General features: G+C 58.9%; 15 protein-coding genes. 13 read left to right on the forward strand and 2 right to left on the reverse strand.

Going from position 1 to position 13,610, the window contains the following annotated elements; all coding sequences use genetic code 11:
• Positions 1 to 399: 399 nt before the first annotated feature.
• Together fdxA and mutS are read right to left on the reverse strand one after the other, a co-directional pair.
• Positions 400 to 738: a ferredoxin FdxA gene (gene fdxA / locus ACA075_RS05745; RefSeq protein ID WP_219096772.1), complete on the reverse strand. Its 339-nt coding sequence runs from the start codon at positions 736 to 738 to the stop codon at positions 400 to 402.
• Between the two features lie 142 nt (positions 739 to 880).
• Entirely contained in the window at positions 881 to 3,460 is a 2,580-nt protein-coding gene (gene mutS, locus ACA075_RS05750) for a DNA mismatch repair protein MutS (protein ID WP_497297652.1), read from the reverse strand.
• 199 nt (positions 3,461 to 3,659) lie between these two features.
• Here mutS and ACA075_RS05755 point away from each other — a divergent pair, with 199 nt between their 5' ends.
• From ACA075_RS05755 to ACA075_RS05815, 13 genes are all read left to right on the forward strand, one after another.
• The gene (locus tag ACA075_RS05755) at positions 3,660 to 4,397 is read left to right on the forward strand and encodes a LexA family transcriptional regulator (protein WP_497299203.1); all 738 of its coding nucleotides are present in this window, start codon (positions 3,660 to 3,662) and stop codon (positions 4,395 to 4,397) included.
• 505 nt (positions 4,398 to 4,902) lie between these two features.
• Positions 4,903 to 5,253, forward strand: coding sequence for a phage holin family protein (locus ACA075_RS05760; protein ID WP_102594277.1), 351 nt, complete (start codon positions 4,903 to 4,905; stop codon positions 5,251 to 5,253).
• A gap of 46 nt (positions 5,254 to 5,299) precedes the next feature.
• The gene (locus ACA075_RS05765) at positions 5,300 to 5,812 is read left to right on the forward strand and encodes a hypothetical protein (RefSeq protein WP_497297653.1); all 513 of its coding nucleotides are present in this window, start codon (positions 5,300 to 5,302) and stop codon (positions 5,810 to 5,812) included.
• A gap of 3 nt (positions 5,813 to 5,815) precedes the next feature.
• A complete protein-coding gene (locus ACA075_RS05770) occupies positions 5,816 to 6,427 on the forward strand; it encodes a phage baseplate assembly protein V (RefSeq protein WP_497297654.1) in 612 nt (203 codons plus the stop codon).
• 10 nt (positions 6,428 to 6,437) lie between these two features.
• On the forward strand, positions 6,438 to 6,770 hold the full coding sequence (locus ACA075_RS05775) for a GPW/gp25 family protein (protein WP_497297655.1): 333 nt from the start codon (positions 6,438 to 6,440) through the stop codon (positions 6,768 to 6,770).
• Complete coding sequence (locus ACA075_RS05780; protein WP_497297656.1) at positions 6,767 to 7,762, forward strand: baseplate J/gp47 family protein; 996 nt, start codon at positions 6,767 to 6,769, stop codon at positions 7,760 to 7,762. The genes ACA075_RS05775 and ACA075_RS05780 overlap by 4 nt, the downstream gene beginning before the upstream one ends.
• A complete protein-coding gene (locus ACA075_RS05785; RefSeq protein WP_497297658.1) occupies positions 7,759 to 8,394 on the forward strand; it encodes a phage tail protein I in 636 nt (211 codons plus the stop codon). Before ACA075_RS05780 ends, ACA075_RS05785 begins: the two co-directional genes overlap by 4 nt.
• A complete protein-coding gene (locus ACA075_RS05790; protein WP_497297659.1) occupies positions 8,395 to 10,347 on the forward strand; it encodes a phage tail protein in 1,953 nt (650 codons plus the stop codon).
• Positions 10,348 to 10,359: 12 nt separating this feature from the next.
• On the forward strand, positions 10,360 to 10,785 hold the full coding sequence (locus ACA075_RS05795) for a tail fiber assembly protein (RefSeq protein ID WP_497297660.1): 426 nt from the start codon (positions 10,360 to 10,362) through the stop codon (positions 10,783 to 10,785).
• A gap of 97 nt (positions 10,786 to 10,882) precedes the next feature.
• A complete protein-coding gene (locus ACA075_RS05800; protein ID WP_497297661.1) occupies positions 10,883 to 11,068 on the forward strand; it encodes a hypothetical protein in 186 nt (61 codons plus the stop codon).
• Between the two features lie 2 nt (positions 11,069 to 11,070).
• On the forward strand, positions 11,071 to 12,237 hold the full coding sequence (locus ACA075_RS05805) for a phage tail sheath protein (protein ID WP_497297662.1): 1,167 nt from the start codon (positions 11,071 to 11,073) through the stop codon (positions 12,235 to 12,237).
• A complete protein-coding gene (locus tag ACA075_RS05810; RefSeq protein ID WP_497297663.1) occupies positions 12,237 to 12,743 on the forward strand; it encodes a phage major tail tube protein in 507 nt (168 codons plus the stop codon). The genes ACA075_RS05805 and ACA075_RS05810 overlap by 1 nt, the downstream gene beginning before the upstream one ends.
• A gap of 171 nt (positions 12,744 to 12,914) precedes the next feature.
• Positions 12,915 to 13,499: a phage tail assembly protein gene (locus ACA075_RS05815; RefSeq protein ID WP_497297664.1), complete on the forward strand. Its 585-nt coding sequence runs from the start codon at positions 12,915 to 12,917 to the stop codon at positions 13,497 to 13,499.
• Positions 13,500 to 13,610 lie beyond the last annotated feature (111 nt).

A 13,610-nucleotide genomic window follows, 5' to 3' on the forward strand; every position in this document is an offset into this window, starting at 1 on the left:
AGCGCCTCAGGTTTGTAGTCTCGCGCTGTAAGTCTTTGCTTACTCTTTCGTAAGTGTTCGTTATTTTTACAGTGTGGCAGTCGCCCATCCGTTACATCTGTTCGAGTTATCTAATTGATTTATATGGTTATTAATAAATATTAAAAGCATATGACAGGCAGTTTTGCGGATTGGGGGCGATTGCTCTCGGTGAGGAACTCTCTAGTATCTGAACGGTGTCGACGGACAGACACACCCTTCAAGGATGAGGGGAATGGACATCGCAGGAAGCGATTCATCAGGACGATGAAAAGGAACACAGGGAATAGGGAAAAAATGTGGGCGGGTCAAACCGCCCCTTTTTTTGCCTGCAGAAAAGCAAAAAGGCCCGCTAGGGGCCTTTGGGGAACGCGGGGGAAATCAGCGTTCGAGGTCTTTGAGCTTGCTACCTACAGATTTGTTGATGACACGATCAAACTCTTCAGCATCGGGCATCGATTCTTTCTTCTCGGTGATGTTGGGCCAGATTTCGGCCAACTCAACGTTCAGCTGAATGAACTGCTGCATGTCTTCCGGGACTTCATCTTCAGAGAAGATGGCCACGGCAGGGCATTCTGGTTCGCACAGTGCGCAGTCGATGCACTCATCCGGGTGAATCACCAGGAAGTTCGGGCCTTCGTAAAAGCAGTCCACCGGACAGACTTCTACGCAGTCGGTGTACTTGCACTTGATGCAGTTGTCGGTGACGACGAAGGTCATTTCTAATTTTCTCCTCAGGCGGCGGCAGCGGAGCCCCTTCACGTTGGGGTCGCCAGGTTCGGGAGCGATAGTCTGCAGGCCAGGCTATTAGCCTGCAGCATCCCAAACCGCGCGAGATTCTAACAGCTTGCAGGCAAGTGCGTTAGATCCGTGTCTTTAGTGTATAGAGCATTTCTAGCGCGCGACGCGGTGTCATGTCGTCCAGATCAAGTTTGGCCAGTTCATCCAGCACAGGATGCGGCAGGCTGGCAAACATATCGCTCTGCTGCGGCGCGGCCGGTTTGCCTTTGGCGGGTTTGGGAACTTCATGGGGCAGGGCAGTCGCTTCCAGTCGGCCGAGGTGCTCGCGAGCACGCACGATCACTTCGCTCGGCACACCGGCCAACTGCGCAACCGCCAGACCGTAGCTCTGGCTGGCAGGCCCGGGCAGCACATGGTGCAGGAACACGATGCGTTCGTTGTGCTCGGTGGCGTTGAGGTGAACGTTGGCCACCAGCGGCTGGGCTTCCGGCAGCACGGTCAGCTCAAAGTAGTGGGTGGCAAACAGCGTGTATGCCCGCAGATGCGCCAGGCGTTCGGCGGCGGCCCAGGCCAGGGACAGACCATCGAAGGTGCTGGTGCCGCGACCGACTTCGTCCATCAGCACCAGGCTGCGTTCGGTAGCGTTGTGCAGAATGTTCGCGGTTTCGCTCATTTCCACCATGAAGGTCGAGCGCCCGCCAGCCAGGTCGTCGCTGGAACCGATTCGGGTGAAGATCCGGTCCACCAGCGACAATTCGCAACTGGCTGCCGGCACGAAACTGCCGATGTGCGCGAGCAGCACGATCAACGCGGTCTGACGCATGTAGGTGGATTTACCGCCCATGTTCGGACCGGTGATGACCAGCATGCGCGTATTGTCGTCGAGGCTCAGGTCGTTGGCCACGAACGGCGTGGTCAGCACTTGCTCGACCACCGGGTGGCGACCCTGTGTGATGCGCATGCACGGCTCGTCAACGAAACGCGGGCAGTTCAGGTCGAGGTTCAGTGCGCGTTCGGCCAGGTTGCTCAGCACGTCCAGTTCGGCCAGTGCGGCGGCGGTGTCTTGCAGCGGCGGCAATTGGGCGATCAAGTCTTCGAGCAGCGCTTCGTACAGCATCTTCTCGCGGGCGAGGGCGCGGCTCTTGGCCGACAGCGCCTTGTCCTCGAACGCTTTCAGTTCCGGCGTGATGAAGCGCTCGGCACCTTTGAGCGTCTGGCGGCGGATGTAGTCGGCCGGTGCCGATTCAGCCTGCTTGCTCGGCAACTCGATGAAGTAACCGTGAATGCGGTTGTAGCCGACCTTCAGGTGCGACAGGCCGGTGCGAGCCTTTTCGCGTGCTTCCAGATCGATCAGGAATTGCCCGGCGTTTTCGCTCAGTGACTGCAGGTCGTCGAGTTCGCTGTCGTAACCGGTCTTCAACACGCCACCGTCACGAATCACCGCCGGCGGGTTGTCGATGATGGCTTTTTCCAGCAGCGCCGCAAGTTCCGGGTAGGTGCTGGTGGTCTTCGCCAGTTGAATGATGTGCGGTGCTTCCAACTCCGTCATCGCCACTTGCAACTCAGGCAGTGCACCGAGCGCATCGCGCAGGCGAGCCAGGTCGCGAGGACGGGCATTGCGCAGGCCGATCCGCGCCAGAATCCGCTCGATATCACCGATTTCCTTGAGCTGCGGTTGCAGTTTTTCAAAACGGTAACCGTCGAGCAGGCAAGTGATCGAAGTCTGGCGCGCCAGCAATACGCTGAGATCGCGCAGCGGACGGTTCAGCCAGCGAGTCAACAGACGACTGCCCATGGCCGTCTGGCAGCGATCGACCACCGATTGCAACGTGTTGTCGCGTCCGCCCGCCAGGTTGGTGTCGAGTTCCAGGTTGCGACGGCTCGCGCCGTCCAGCACCACGGTGTCGTCCAGGCGTTCATGGCGCAGGCTGCGCAAGTGCGGCAGGGCAGTGCGCTGGGTTTCCTTGGCGTAACTGAGCAGGCAACCGGCGGCGCCGATGGCCAGGGTCAGGTTCTCGCAGCCGAAGCCTTTCAGGTCCTGGGTGGAGAATTGCTGGCAAAGACTTTTCAGCGCCGAGTCGCGCTCGAAATCCCACGGCGCACGGCGTCGAACCCCACGTCGTTTTTCCGCCGGCAGGTCCTTTGGCCAGTCATCTGGAATCATCAGCTCCACCGGATTGACCCGCTCCAGCTCCGCCAGCAGGTTTTCCCAGCCTTTGATCTCCAGCACGGTGAAGTTGCCGCTGGTGATGTCCAGTACCGCCAGACCGAACAGACGTTCGTCACCCAGCACCGCCGCGATCAGGTTGTCCCGACGCTCATCCAGCAGCGCTTCATCACTGACCGTACCCGGCGTGATGATCCGCACCACTTGCCGATCCACCGGCCCCTTGCTGGTCGCCGGATCGCCGACCTGTTCACAGATCACCACCGATTCGCCGAGCTTGACCAGTTTCGCCAGGTAACCTTCGGCGGCGTGGTAAGGAATCCCACACATCGGAATCGCCTGACCAGCCGACTGGCCACGGGCCGTCAGGGTGATGTCCAGCAACTTGGCGGCTTTCTTCGCGTCTTCGTAGAAGATCTCGTAGAAGTCACCCATGCGGTAGAACATCAGCTGGTCGGGGTGCTGGTTCTTCAGGCGCCAGTATTGCTGCATCATTGGCGTGTGAGAGGACAGATCGGAGAGTGCTTTATTCATCGGATATCAGGCAAATTCGTTGAAAGGTGTAGGGCAAAGGAGGGACATCGGCCCGGCTTTTCCGCGATGGGCGCAAGGTTAACATGAGCCGTCTGCCGGACGCAGGCATGAAAGCCCTGCTGCACATTTCTGTTGTTTATGCATGATCTATGCGAATCAGCATTTGTCTTCCGAAAAAAGTTCAAGCACTATGCCCGTTATGCAAAAACGCAATGTTTCTACCGTCTTAAGAGCGCTGCTCGATCAGCACGGGATCTCCCCCACGGAGCTTCACCGTCGCACCGGCGTGCCTCAATCCACTCTCTCGCGGATCCTCAGCGGGAAGATCGTCGATCCTTCGGATAAACACATTTCGAAGATCGCCGAGTACTTCGCCGTGAGCACCGATCAGTTGCGCGGACGCGTGGATGTCGCTGCCACCGCCGCCAATGCCGGGCGCGATAAATTGCATTCCGAACTCAAGGACATAAGTCTGTGGGACGACGACACACCCGTCGATGATGACGAGGTGTCGGTCCCCTTTCTTCGCGAGGTTGAATTGGCTGCTGGATCAGGAAGATTCGTCATCGAAGAAAGCGAGCGCTCTAGCCTGCGCTTCGGCAAGCGCAGCTTGCGTCACAACGGTGTGCAGTTCGATCAGGCCAAATGCGTGACGGTGCGCGGCAACAGCATGTTGCCGGTGTTGCGCGATGGCGCCACCGTTGGCGTGAATGCGGGCAAGTGCGGGATTGGCGACATCATTGATGGCGACCTGTACGCCATCAATCACAACGGCCAGTTGCGGGTGAAACAGCTTTATCGTTTGCCAACCGGTATTCGCCTGCGCAGCTTCAATCGCGATGAACACCCGGACGAGGACTACACCTTCCAGGAAGTCCAGGAAGAGCAAATTGTCATCCTTGGTCACGTCTTCTGGTGGGGCATGTACGCCCGTTAACCTCACCACGCTGCATTAGAACCCGCCCCTGCGGGTTTTTTTTCGCCTGCCCAAAACCGTCAGCGCCTTTGTTTGCGAGGCCTTAATGCGTCAATGCATTCAATACGCATAAATAAATGCATTTACGCATTGACTGTGTATGCATCCATGCATATTCTTTGTCTCAAGCCGCTCAACACAGCAGCTCGAAATGAAGCTCTTTAGTTCCACCACAAAAGGCAGCGATGAACCGGCCTCAACGGTTCAGAGGGTTGGCAACTGACCCGGGTGTGCAGCGTAAAGCACCAGAAGCAGTTATCCGGCGGGCAGGGACCGCGGTCGGAAAAACAATCTGAATGGATCCGTACCGCGCCAGTAGCGCCGAAAGATCAACGCGAAGGACCGCATTACTGAAAAGCCCGGCAAGCGCCGGGCTTTTTGGAATGCCTACCTACCGTCAGGCACCTCAAGAGACACCGTTTGAAAGAAACACACATCACTCATCAATCACCCCGGGAGGCGTGACATGACAAACGAGCAACAAGCGTTGCTGGACATGCCGATCTGGCTTGTCATCGTCCTCGCCCTGGTGGGCGGGGTGTCTGGCGAAATGTGGCGCGCCGACAAGGACGGCGCCCGCGGCTGGTCACTGTTGCGGCGACTGGCCTTGCGTTCCGGGGCCTGCGTGATCTGCGGGGTCTCGGCCATCATGCTGCTGTACGCCGCCGGCGTGTCCATATGGGCCGCTTGCGCATTTGGCTGCCTGACGGCGATGGCCGGGGCGGACGTGGCCATCGGTCTTTACGAGCGCTGGGCGGCCAAGCGGATTGGCGTTTGCGAAGTGCCGCCGCGCGACTCTCGCCCTGATCAACAGTGAGGCGATGCCGCCGACCCTCACATTGAAATCTGACAGGAGACACTTAATGCCGGTCGTCATCGAAAAACCTTCACAGCTGTTTACCGCGATTGCCGAGGCATTGCGCGGCGCCTTTCCCGGTTTGAATGTCGGGAGTCATCAAGATTTCGACAGTACAGGCAATCAGGCCTGGGTTCTGATTGCACTCGAACACGATGCGTCGGGAAGCCGCGCCCATGACGGGCGTATCGCTCATGTCATGACGGTTTCGTTGCAGGTCGTGTCGCCCATATCCGCGCTGACGGCCTGCGATCTGGGCAGCCAACTGAAAAACCTGATCACTGACAACCGCTGGAAACTGCCCGGCGATCAATGCGATTTACCGATGAACATCGATGGCATTGCATCCACATTCATCAGCGGTGCCCGGGAGTACGCCACCTGGACCGTTTCCTTCACCCAGACCTTGTACCTCGGCGCATTACTGCTGGACGACCCGTTGGGCACTCCGAAATTCGCCCGTACCTGGGAGGTGTCGGACATCGACGATCCAGGCCAGTACCAGCCACTCCAGGAGTAATCCATGTTCGACGCACTGTTCAACCAGCAACTGGGCCCGATCATCGAGCGTCTGGCCGAAATGGAAACCGAGATTGAAGACCTGAATCGACGTACCGACAGTCTCTGCCGCGTTGGCGTGTGCGAGGTAGTCGATGCGGCCAGCAACACGTGCAGGGTCCGCCACGGGGAGTTGTTGAGCCCTGCCATCAGGTTTTTCAACCCGAGTGCGGGGGCACAAAGCGAGTCGCGCATTCCCTCAGTCGGTGAACAGTGCGTGTTGCTGAACCACGGCGGCGGCGACAGCGGCGGTCAGTCCGTCGCGTTGTTCGGCCTCAATGGTGGCCAGTTTCCGCCGGTCTCAACGCAGGCTTCGCTGACGCGTCGCCGCTATCAGGACGGCACCGAAAGTGGCTACGACGACGCCAGTCACACCCTGCGCTGGCAAAACGGTCCTGCCACGTTCACCGGCACTCGCGAATCGCTCGAGCTGAGCATCGGCCCGGCCCGGTTGGTCATGACGCCTGAGTCGATCCAACTGCAACTGGGCGCGAGCGGCTTACTGCTCGACGCATCCGGTGTGCACCTGAGCGGCCCCTTGGTGGATCACCAGGGGCGAGTCATTAGCACTGCATAAAGAGTTTTCCATGATCGGAATCGATAGAAACACCGGCGTAACGGTCGACGACTGGCCGCAGTTTGTACAACGCGCGACCCGGGCGCTGACCACGCCATTGGGCACTCGTCAGAAGCGTCCCTTATATGGCTCGTTGATCCCGAATCTCTTGGGACAAAACCTCGGTGACGACCTGCTGATGCTTGCCCAGAGCCACGCGGCACAGGCGTTTTACAACGAGCAGAACGGCATTGGTGATTTCCAGCCTCAGGTGATTGTTGCCAGTCGACATGGGGCAGGGCTGCTGCTGCGTTTCGCGGGCCTCTGGAAAAACCGTAGTCAGACATTCGAGGTGGTGACATGAGCATGTTGATACCCGGCCAGAACCAGTTGGCCGAACCTTCGATCGTCACCGTCGAAGCGTTCGAGGACCTGCTCGCGGAGTTCAAGACGTTTGTCGTCGAGTACGTCGGCGCCCGTTCTCCCGAGCGCGCGGAAAAACTTAAGGTCAGCCTCGACAACGAAAGCGAGTTGCTGACCCTGGCCCTTGAAGCCTTTTGTGTGCGCTTGCAAATCCACGAACGCAAATACAACGCCCGCATCAAGCAGATGCTGGCTTGGTGGGCCACGGGCAGCAATCTTGATGCGCGACTGGCGGACATGGGCCTGGAAAGGCAGTTGCTGGACCCCGGCGACCTGGCTGCATTCCCACCAGTGGCCCCGGTTTATGAAAGTGACGATGACGCCCGGTTGCGTTACTACCTGGCGCCCCATGCACCGGCGGCCGGGTCGCGCATGCAATACCGCCGTGAGGTGTTCACCCTCGGTGAGCGACCCTCCGTGAAGGTGGAAACCACCGCCGCAGGCGTGGTGACGGTCACCTACACGTTCGACCCGGACGGTTACGCCGCTCAGGTCAAGGACGGCAACGGACGCCGCACTGCTCCCGGCGAGGTGATGGTCACCGTACTGGCCCGCGAGGGCGATGGCACGCCCTCCGAAGCGTTGCTTGATGGTGTTCGCCAGCATTTCGCCCGACCTGATGTGCGCCCCGAAACCGACCTTGTCACGGTGCAGGGGGCGCACATCAAGAACTACAAAATCCGGGTCGTGGCGAAGATCAACGCCGGGCCTGATTCCGGGTTGACCAAGGTGGCTGCGCAACAGCAGTTGCAGGCGTATGCCGACAGCTGCCATCGACTGGAAGGGCGGGTCGACCCGAGCTGGATCGACTACACGTTGCACAGTGCTGGCGCGGTTCAGTTGCAGATTCTCGAACCGCTGGCGCCAATCGTGACGACGGCGTTCCAGGCCCCGTATTGCACGGGTGTCGAGGTCGAGGTGGACACGTTATGAGTGACGACACGCCTCGTCCGAGCTTGCTGCCGGCCAACAGTTCGCCGCTGGAAAGGGCGCTTGATCTGGGGTTTGGTCGGTTGCTTGATCGGATTGCGCCGCCATTTCCGGAGTTGATGAATCCTGCTGAAACACCGCTGGCATTCCTGCCGTACCTCGGCGCGGATCGTGGTGTCAGCGAATGGAGCTCCACGGCTGGCGAAACCGAAAAGCGTTTGACGGTAGAACTCGCCTGGCCCACCGCTCGCCAGGCCGGGACACGCATGGCCTTGGAAAACGCTGCCAAGGGTTTGCAATTGCGACCCGACGTGCGCGCCTGGTACGAGCAAACACCGCCAGGTCCGCCTTACAGCTTTTCCGTCAGGGCCTTTATCGAACAGCCCTACAGCGAAGAAATCGATGCCCGTCTTGATCGACGTCTTGCGGATGCCAAAAGCGAACGCGACACCTTGACGGTCTCCGTCGGCTTGAGCGCCTTCGGCAACCACGTCATCGGCGCGACCACCGTGTGCGGCGAACTGACCACGGTGTATCCGATTGTCATCGAGGGGCTTGAAGCCTCGGGCAAGGCCTTTATCGCCGCCGGGCTCTACACCGTCGAAACCTCCACTATTTATCCTCAGGGGTCCTAAATGGCCGACTATTACACCCTGCTTACCAATGCGGGGATTGCCTACGAAACTGCCTGCAAGGCGGCGGGCTTGCCAATCAAACTGTCACAGATTTCCGTCGGCGACGGCGGTGGCGCCGTTTACAACCCGGCGGCAACCGACACCGCGCTCAAGCGCGAAGTCTGGCGCGGGCCGCTCAATGCGCTGTTCCAGGATGAGAAAAATCCGAGCTGGTTGCTGGCTGAAGTGACCATCCCGCCGGATGTTGGTGGTTGGTATGTTCGTGAGGCCGGGATCTGGACTGATACCGGCATTCTGTATGCCATCGTCAAATACCCGGAGTCGTTCAAACCGGTGCTGGCGACTTCGGGGTCGGGCAAAGAGTTTTACATTCGCTCGATTTTCGAAACCAGCAATGCGGCGTTGGTGACGTTGTTGATTGACGACACGGTGGTTAAAGCGACCCGTGCGTGGGTGACGTCCTATGTCGCTGACGAACTCGCCAAACTCGACAGCAAGCAATCGGTGCGCATAGCGACTACCGCCAACATCGCGCTGGCCGGGCCTCAAGTAATCGATGGCGTGGCCGTTGTCGCTGGCGATCGCGTCCTGGTTAAAAACCAGACGGCCGCGAAAGACAACGGCCTCTATATTGCCGCGGTTGCTGACTGGGTTCGGGCGAAAGACGCGGACGTCAGCACAGAGGTGACGTCGGGCTTGATCGTCTCCGTAGAACAGGGGGCGACGCTGGCCGATACTCGTTGGCAATTGGTCACTGACGGGGCGATTGTCCTGGGCTCCACGGCGCTGACGTTCCAGAACTTGACGCAAGGCTTTGCGCCGCTCAATTCGCCGGCGCTGATCAGCCCAACAGCAACTACGCCTGTGCTGTTCGACGACTCTAAAGCAATCGCCACGACGGAGTTTACCCGGCGCAGCCAAGGCAACTATCGCGGTGTGACCAGCGTGACCGGTGCCACCACGTTAACGACGACAGCAGCCGGCACCCTCGTGAGCATGATTGGAACGTTCTCGGTCATCTTACCGACTGCCGGCAGTCTGCCGTCTGGAGGGGCGATCAATTTCCGCAATATTGGCAGTGGCAACATTACAGTTGTTTGTGCTGGGGCTGACACGATCAACGCCGGCGCCGGCCAAACGTCGGCTACCAGTCTGGTAATGGTGCCAGGGGCTACTTTGGAGTTGGCCAGTGCTGGTGGCTCCGGCTGGTGGGCTTCGGGTTCCGCTCAGTTGCAATATGCTGCGGTACTCGGCAACACACCTCCCCGATTTGATAACACCAAAAAGCTTGCAACGACTGAATGGATCAAGGCCAGAGGGTTCGAACTGGGTGGTTTTTACTCGTTTGTTGCCCCGTTGACCGGTATCGCGGCGCACGTGGGCAGTATGGTTCACTGTTACGGTAGCGGGCCCGTTTCCTACAGTATTCCTGACTCGGTGGCTAATGGCATTCAGGCAGGCGCCACCATTCGATTGCAGAACTGGTCAATTGCAACCCTGATTCTGTCCACTCAGGGTGCGGACAAAATGCAGGAAAGTCTCTCTATTCCGCCTTCCGCTGCGAGCAGGTCGGTTCCACCAGATACCTATCTGGATATGATTTGCGTTGGCGACGGGGCCTGGGTTTTGCTGGGTACCGGTGCCGTTGGCAAGACTGCACCGTTTGGTGCACTTATGTCGGCGAACGGCTATCAGAAACTCCCTTCCGGTTTGATCATTCAGTGGATGACGGCGCTGTTTTCAAGCGCGGCGCTGAGCACTCCATTTAATTTGCCAATTGCTTTTCCGAGCAAGAACTTTGGCTGCAACGTTTCAATGACAGACAGCACTATTTACAGCTCCACCGGTTCCCCGTTTGTGGCGGGGATGGCCAACGGCTTGGGCCAGGTCGTTGTGCAGTCCAACTACACCGCCAGCCAATCGGCAGTCCGCGTACTTGCTTTCGGGATGTAAAGGGGAAATCAGATGATTTACAGCAGTAAGACAACCGGTCTTTTTCACGATTCAGATTTGGGTGGAGAGCTTCCAACGGACGCTGTCGAAATATCGCTCGAACTGCACGCCGAGCTTTTGAACGGTCAGTCGCAGTTGATCAAGATCAACTTTGATACGGATCCACCCTCTTTGATTGAGCGTCCGCCGATGCCTCCTGAGCAATTGGCTGACCTCGAGCGCACCTGGCGTGATGGGCTGTTGGCGAAAACCGATGGCATCGTGGCGCGTCAGCGCGACGAACTGGATGGTGGCGGCGCAACGACCCTTACAACCGAGCAATACGCTGAGCTGCAAGTCTACCGGCGCGAGTTACGCGACTGGCCACTTGGGGCGGAGTTTCCCCAGGCAGATCACCGCCCGGTTGTACCCACCTGGCTGTCTGGCCAGCTCAAATAAGCGCCCCGCACCGTCGGGGCGTTTTCTTATCCGCTAATCAACACCCAACAGCCCCTTCCTCAAACAAAGGGGCTTTTTCGCATCTGGAGAAACCCAAATGGCAGAACGCCAAACCTACACCGTCCTCGTCCCGTTCCCCGTTGGGCGCGGTCACTGGTCCACCGCCGGCCAGGAACTCGACCTGCTCGACGTCGAAGCCAACGCCCTGCTCAGCGCTGGTCGCCTGGAGCTGAAATCCACATTCACCAAGGCCGTGAAGGCCGCTGCCAAGAAGGCTGAATAACCATGGCTGAGGTTCTGAACTTCGAGCACAACGGCATTACCGTTAATGCGACCGAATCCCCCGAGGCCATGGGTGGCCTCGGTGACAACGTCATCGGTCTGATCGGCACTGCGCCGAAGGCCGATCCGCTGATTCCGCGCAATGCGCCGTTTCGCATCAACAGCTTCACCACCCAGGCGCTGCTCGATCCGACCGGCACTGAGTCGGGCACATTGTTCCACGCGGTGTTCCAGATCCTGAAAGTGGTCAAGGTGCCGGTCTACGTGGTCATCGTCGAAGAGGGCGCGACCCCGGCGGACACGGTGAATAACGTGATCGGCGGCGTTGAGCCTCTGACCGGCCGCAAGCTGGGCCTGGCCGCGTTGAGCGGCGTGCCGGAAGACCTGACCATCATCGGTGCACCAGGCTTCACCGGCACCAAAGCCGTGGCTAGCGAGTTCGCCTCGCTTGGCAAGCGCATCAAGGCGCGTGTGGTACTCGACGGCAAGGACGCCGCGGTGGCCGATCAAGTGACCTACAGCCAGGAACTGGGCGGCGCGGACCTCGGTTTCGACCGTTGCCTGGTCGTGCACAACATGCCGGCCGTTTACTCCAAAGCGGCGAAGAAGAACGTGTTCCTGTCGCCATCGAGCCTCGCCATCGCGGCCTTGGCCAAGGTCAAGCAATGGGAGAGCCCGGGCAACCAGGTGACCTATGCCGAGGACGTGTCGCGGGTTGTGGAATACAACATCCTCGACAAATCCACCGAAGGCGATCTGCTCAACCGCTACGGCATCAGTTATTACGCCCGGACCATCCTCGGCGGCTTCTCGCTGCTGGGTAACCGCTCCATCACCGGCAAGTTCATCAGCTACGTCGGACTCGAAGATGCGATCAGCCGCAAGCTGGTCAAGGCCGGCCAGAAAGCCATGGCCAAGAACCTGACCAAGTCGTTCATGGACCAGGAGGTCAAGCGCATCAACGACTGGCTGCAAACCCTGGTCGCCGACGAAACCATCCCGGGCGGCAGCGTGTACCTGCACCCGGAATTGAACAGCGTCGAGAAATACAAGAACGGCACCTGGTTCATCGTCATCGACTACGGCCGCTATGCACCGAACGAACACATGGTTTATCAACTCAATGCCCGCGATGAAATCATCGAGCAGTTCCTGGAGGATGTTCTCTAATGTTTACCAACCGCGTAAGACAGGCCATCGCGGCCACCCTGCAAGGCTTGCCGTTGTCGGCGACCGTCGAAAGTTTTACTCCGCCGAAGATTGAGTTCGGGATGGAAACCATGACGGGTGGGCGCTTTATCGGCGAGGAAATGATCAAGAACGGCACGGTGCTGACGGCTAATCTGGTCCTGCAAGGAATGGGGCCGGAAGTGATGCTGGCCTTGGGTGTGACGCTGGGGGATGACATTTTGCTGAACGTTCGCGAGGCTGGTCAGGATCAGGATGGCAACACTTGGTTTACCTACCACACCGTCGGCGGCAAGCTGAAGTCCTTGGTCGAAACAGCAATCAAAATGGGTGACAAACCGACCACCACGCTGGAGCTTTCCTGCCGCACCTACAACCGTCTCGAAAACGGCATCCCGGTGATCGACATCGACGTGCGCACGCAAAAGTTCGTGCTCAACGGCGTGGACATTCTCGGTGATGCCCGTCGCGCTGTTTTGATTCCGTAACTGCTCGCACTACCCCAATGCAACTCCGTTAAACGCAGTCCCTGTGGGATCGAGCCGGCTCCGGGCGGCGTTCCGATGAAAGCGGTGTGCCTGACACATTGATGTCGGGTTTGCCGCCGCCATCGCGAGCAGGCTCACTCCCACAGGTTGCACACCCAAGGAATTCACTTCATGTCCTGGACACCGCCTGTTCACGTTCTGTTGTCGCCGATCACCGCCGACGATCAATCGACACTCCAGCAGATTCAGCTCAAACCGTTGTTTTACGCCGCACAGAAAGAAGCCCTGGCCCGTGCCGGTGATGATGAAGACGATCAGTTCTTCGAGCTGGCGAAATTGGCTACCGGTCTGTCGGTCAAGGAACTCGACCAACTCAAACGCCCGGACTACGTGAGCATCGCGCAGTACGTGCATGAGATGTCGACCCGTCCGGCGTCGTATTTTTTGCAGCGCGACACCGAAGCGGACGCCGCATTGGACGATCCCGACCAAGTGCAACTGCTGCAACCGCTCAGCGCAGCGGGCCGCAGCCTGACCTCGCTCACCTTGGAAATGCCGGTACTGCGCGCCACCAAGGCGATGAAAAAACTGAAAACGGCCAAGGAGCGCGCCGAGTTCATCACCGCCCATTGCACCGGTTTAATGCTTCCCGATCTGGACCTGTTGACCGTGCCCGACTGGACACAACTTCAGGTACGCATCGACGATTTTTTAAACAAACCGGCGGACTTCTTTCGGAACGCGACATCGAAGTAATCCTCGATGTGGTGCCGCTCATTTACTCGGTAAGTGAGGCGGACATTCTGGAATGGGACGCCGGCAAGGCATTGCGCCGCTACGACATCGCGATCACTCGCCTTGGCGTGA

The sequence above is a fragment of the Pseudomonas sp. LBUM1663 genome, assembly GCF_059695905.1.

Coding starts and splice junctions, on each gene's coding strand:
- fdxA (WP_219096772.1), bottom strand. CDS start 738: ATGACCTTCGTCGTCACCGACAACTGCATCAAGTGCAAGTACACCGAC.
- mutS (WP_497297652.1), bottom strand. CDS start 3,460: ATGAATAAAGCACTCTCCGATCTGTCCTCTCACACGCCAATGATGCAG.
- ACA075_RS05755 (WP_497299203.1), top strand. CDS start 3,660: ATGCAAAAACGCAATGTTTCTACCGTCTTAAGAGCGCTGCTCGATCAG.
- ACA075_RS05760 (WP_102594277.1), top strand. CDS start 4,903: ATGACAAACGAGCAACAAGCGTTGCTGGACATGCCGATCTGGCTTGTC.
- ACA075_RS05765 (WP_497297653.1), top strand. CDS start 5,300: ATGCCGGTCGTCATCGAAAAACCTTCACAGCTGTTTACCGCGATTGCC.
- ACA075_RS05770 (WP_497297654.1), top strand. CDS start 5,816: ATGTTCGACGCACTGTTCAACCAGCAACTGGGCCCGATCATCGAGCGT.
- ACA075_RS05775 (WP_497297655.1), top strand. CDS start 6,438: ATGATCGGAATCGATAGAAACACCGGCGTAACGGTCGACGACTGGCCG.
- ACA075_RS05780 (WP_497297656.1), top strand. CDS start 6,767: ATGAGCATGTTGATACCCGGCCAGAACCAGTTGGCCGAACCTTCGATC.
- ACA075_RS05785 (WP_497297658.1), top strand. CDS start 7,759: ATGAGTGACGACACGCCTCGTCCGAGCTTGCTGCCGGCCAACAGTTCG.
- ACA075_RS05790 (WP_497297659.1), top strand. CDS start 8,395: ATGGCCGACTATTACACCCTGCTTACCAATGCGGGGATTGCCTACGAA.
- ACA075_RS05795 (WP_497297660.1), top strand. CDS start 10,360: ATGATTTACAGCAGTAAGACAACCGGTCTTTTTCACGATTCAGATTTG.
- ACA075_RS05800 (WP_497297661.1), top strand. CDS start 10,883: ATGGCAGAACGCCAAACCTACACCGTCCTCGTCCCGTTCCCCGTTGGG.
- ACA075_RS05805 (WP_497297662.1), top strand. CDS start 11,071: ATGGCTGAGGTTCTGAACTTCGAGCACAACGGCATTACCGTTAATGCG.
- ACA075_RS05810 (WP_497297663.1), top strand. CDS start 12,237: ATGTTTACCAACCGCGTAAGACAGGCCATCGCGGCCACCCTGCAAGGC.
- ACA075_RS05815 (WP_497297664.1), top strand. CDS start 12,915: ATGTCCTGGACACCGCCTGTTCACGTTCTGTTGTCGCCGATCACCGCC.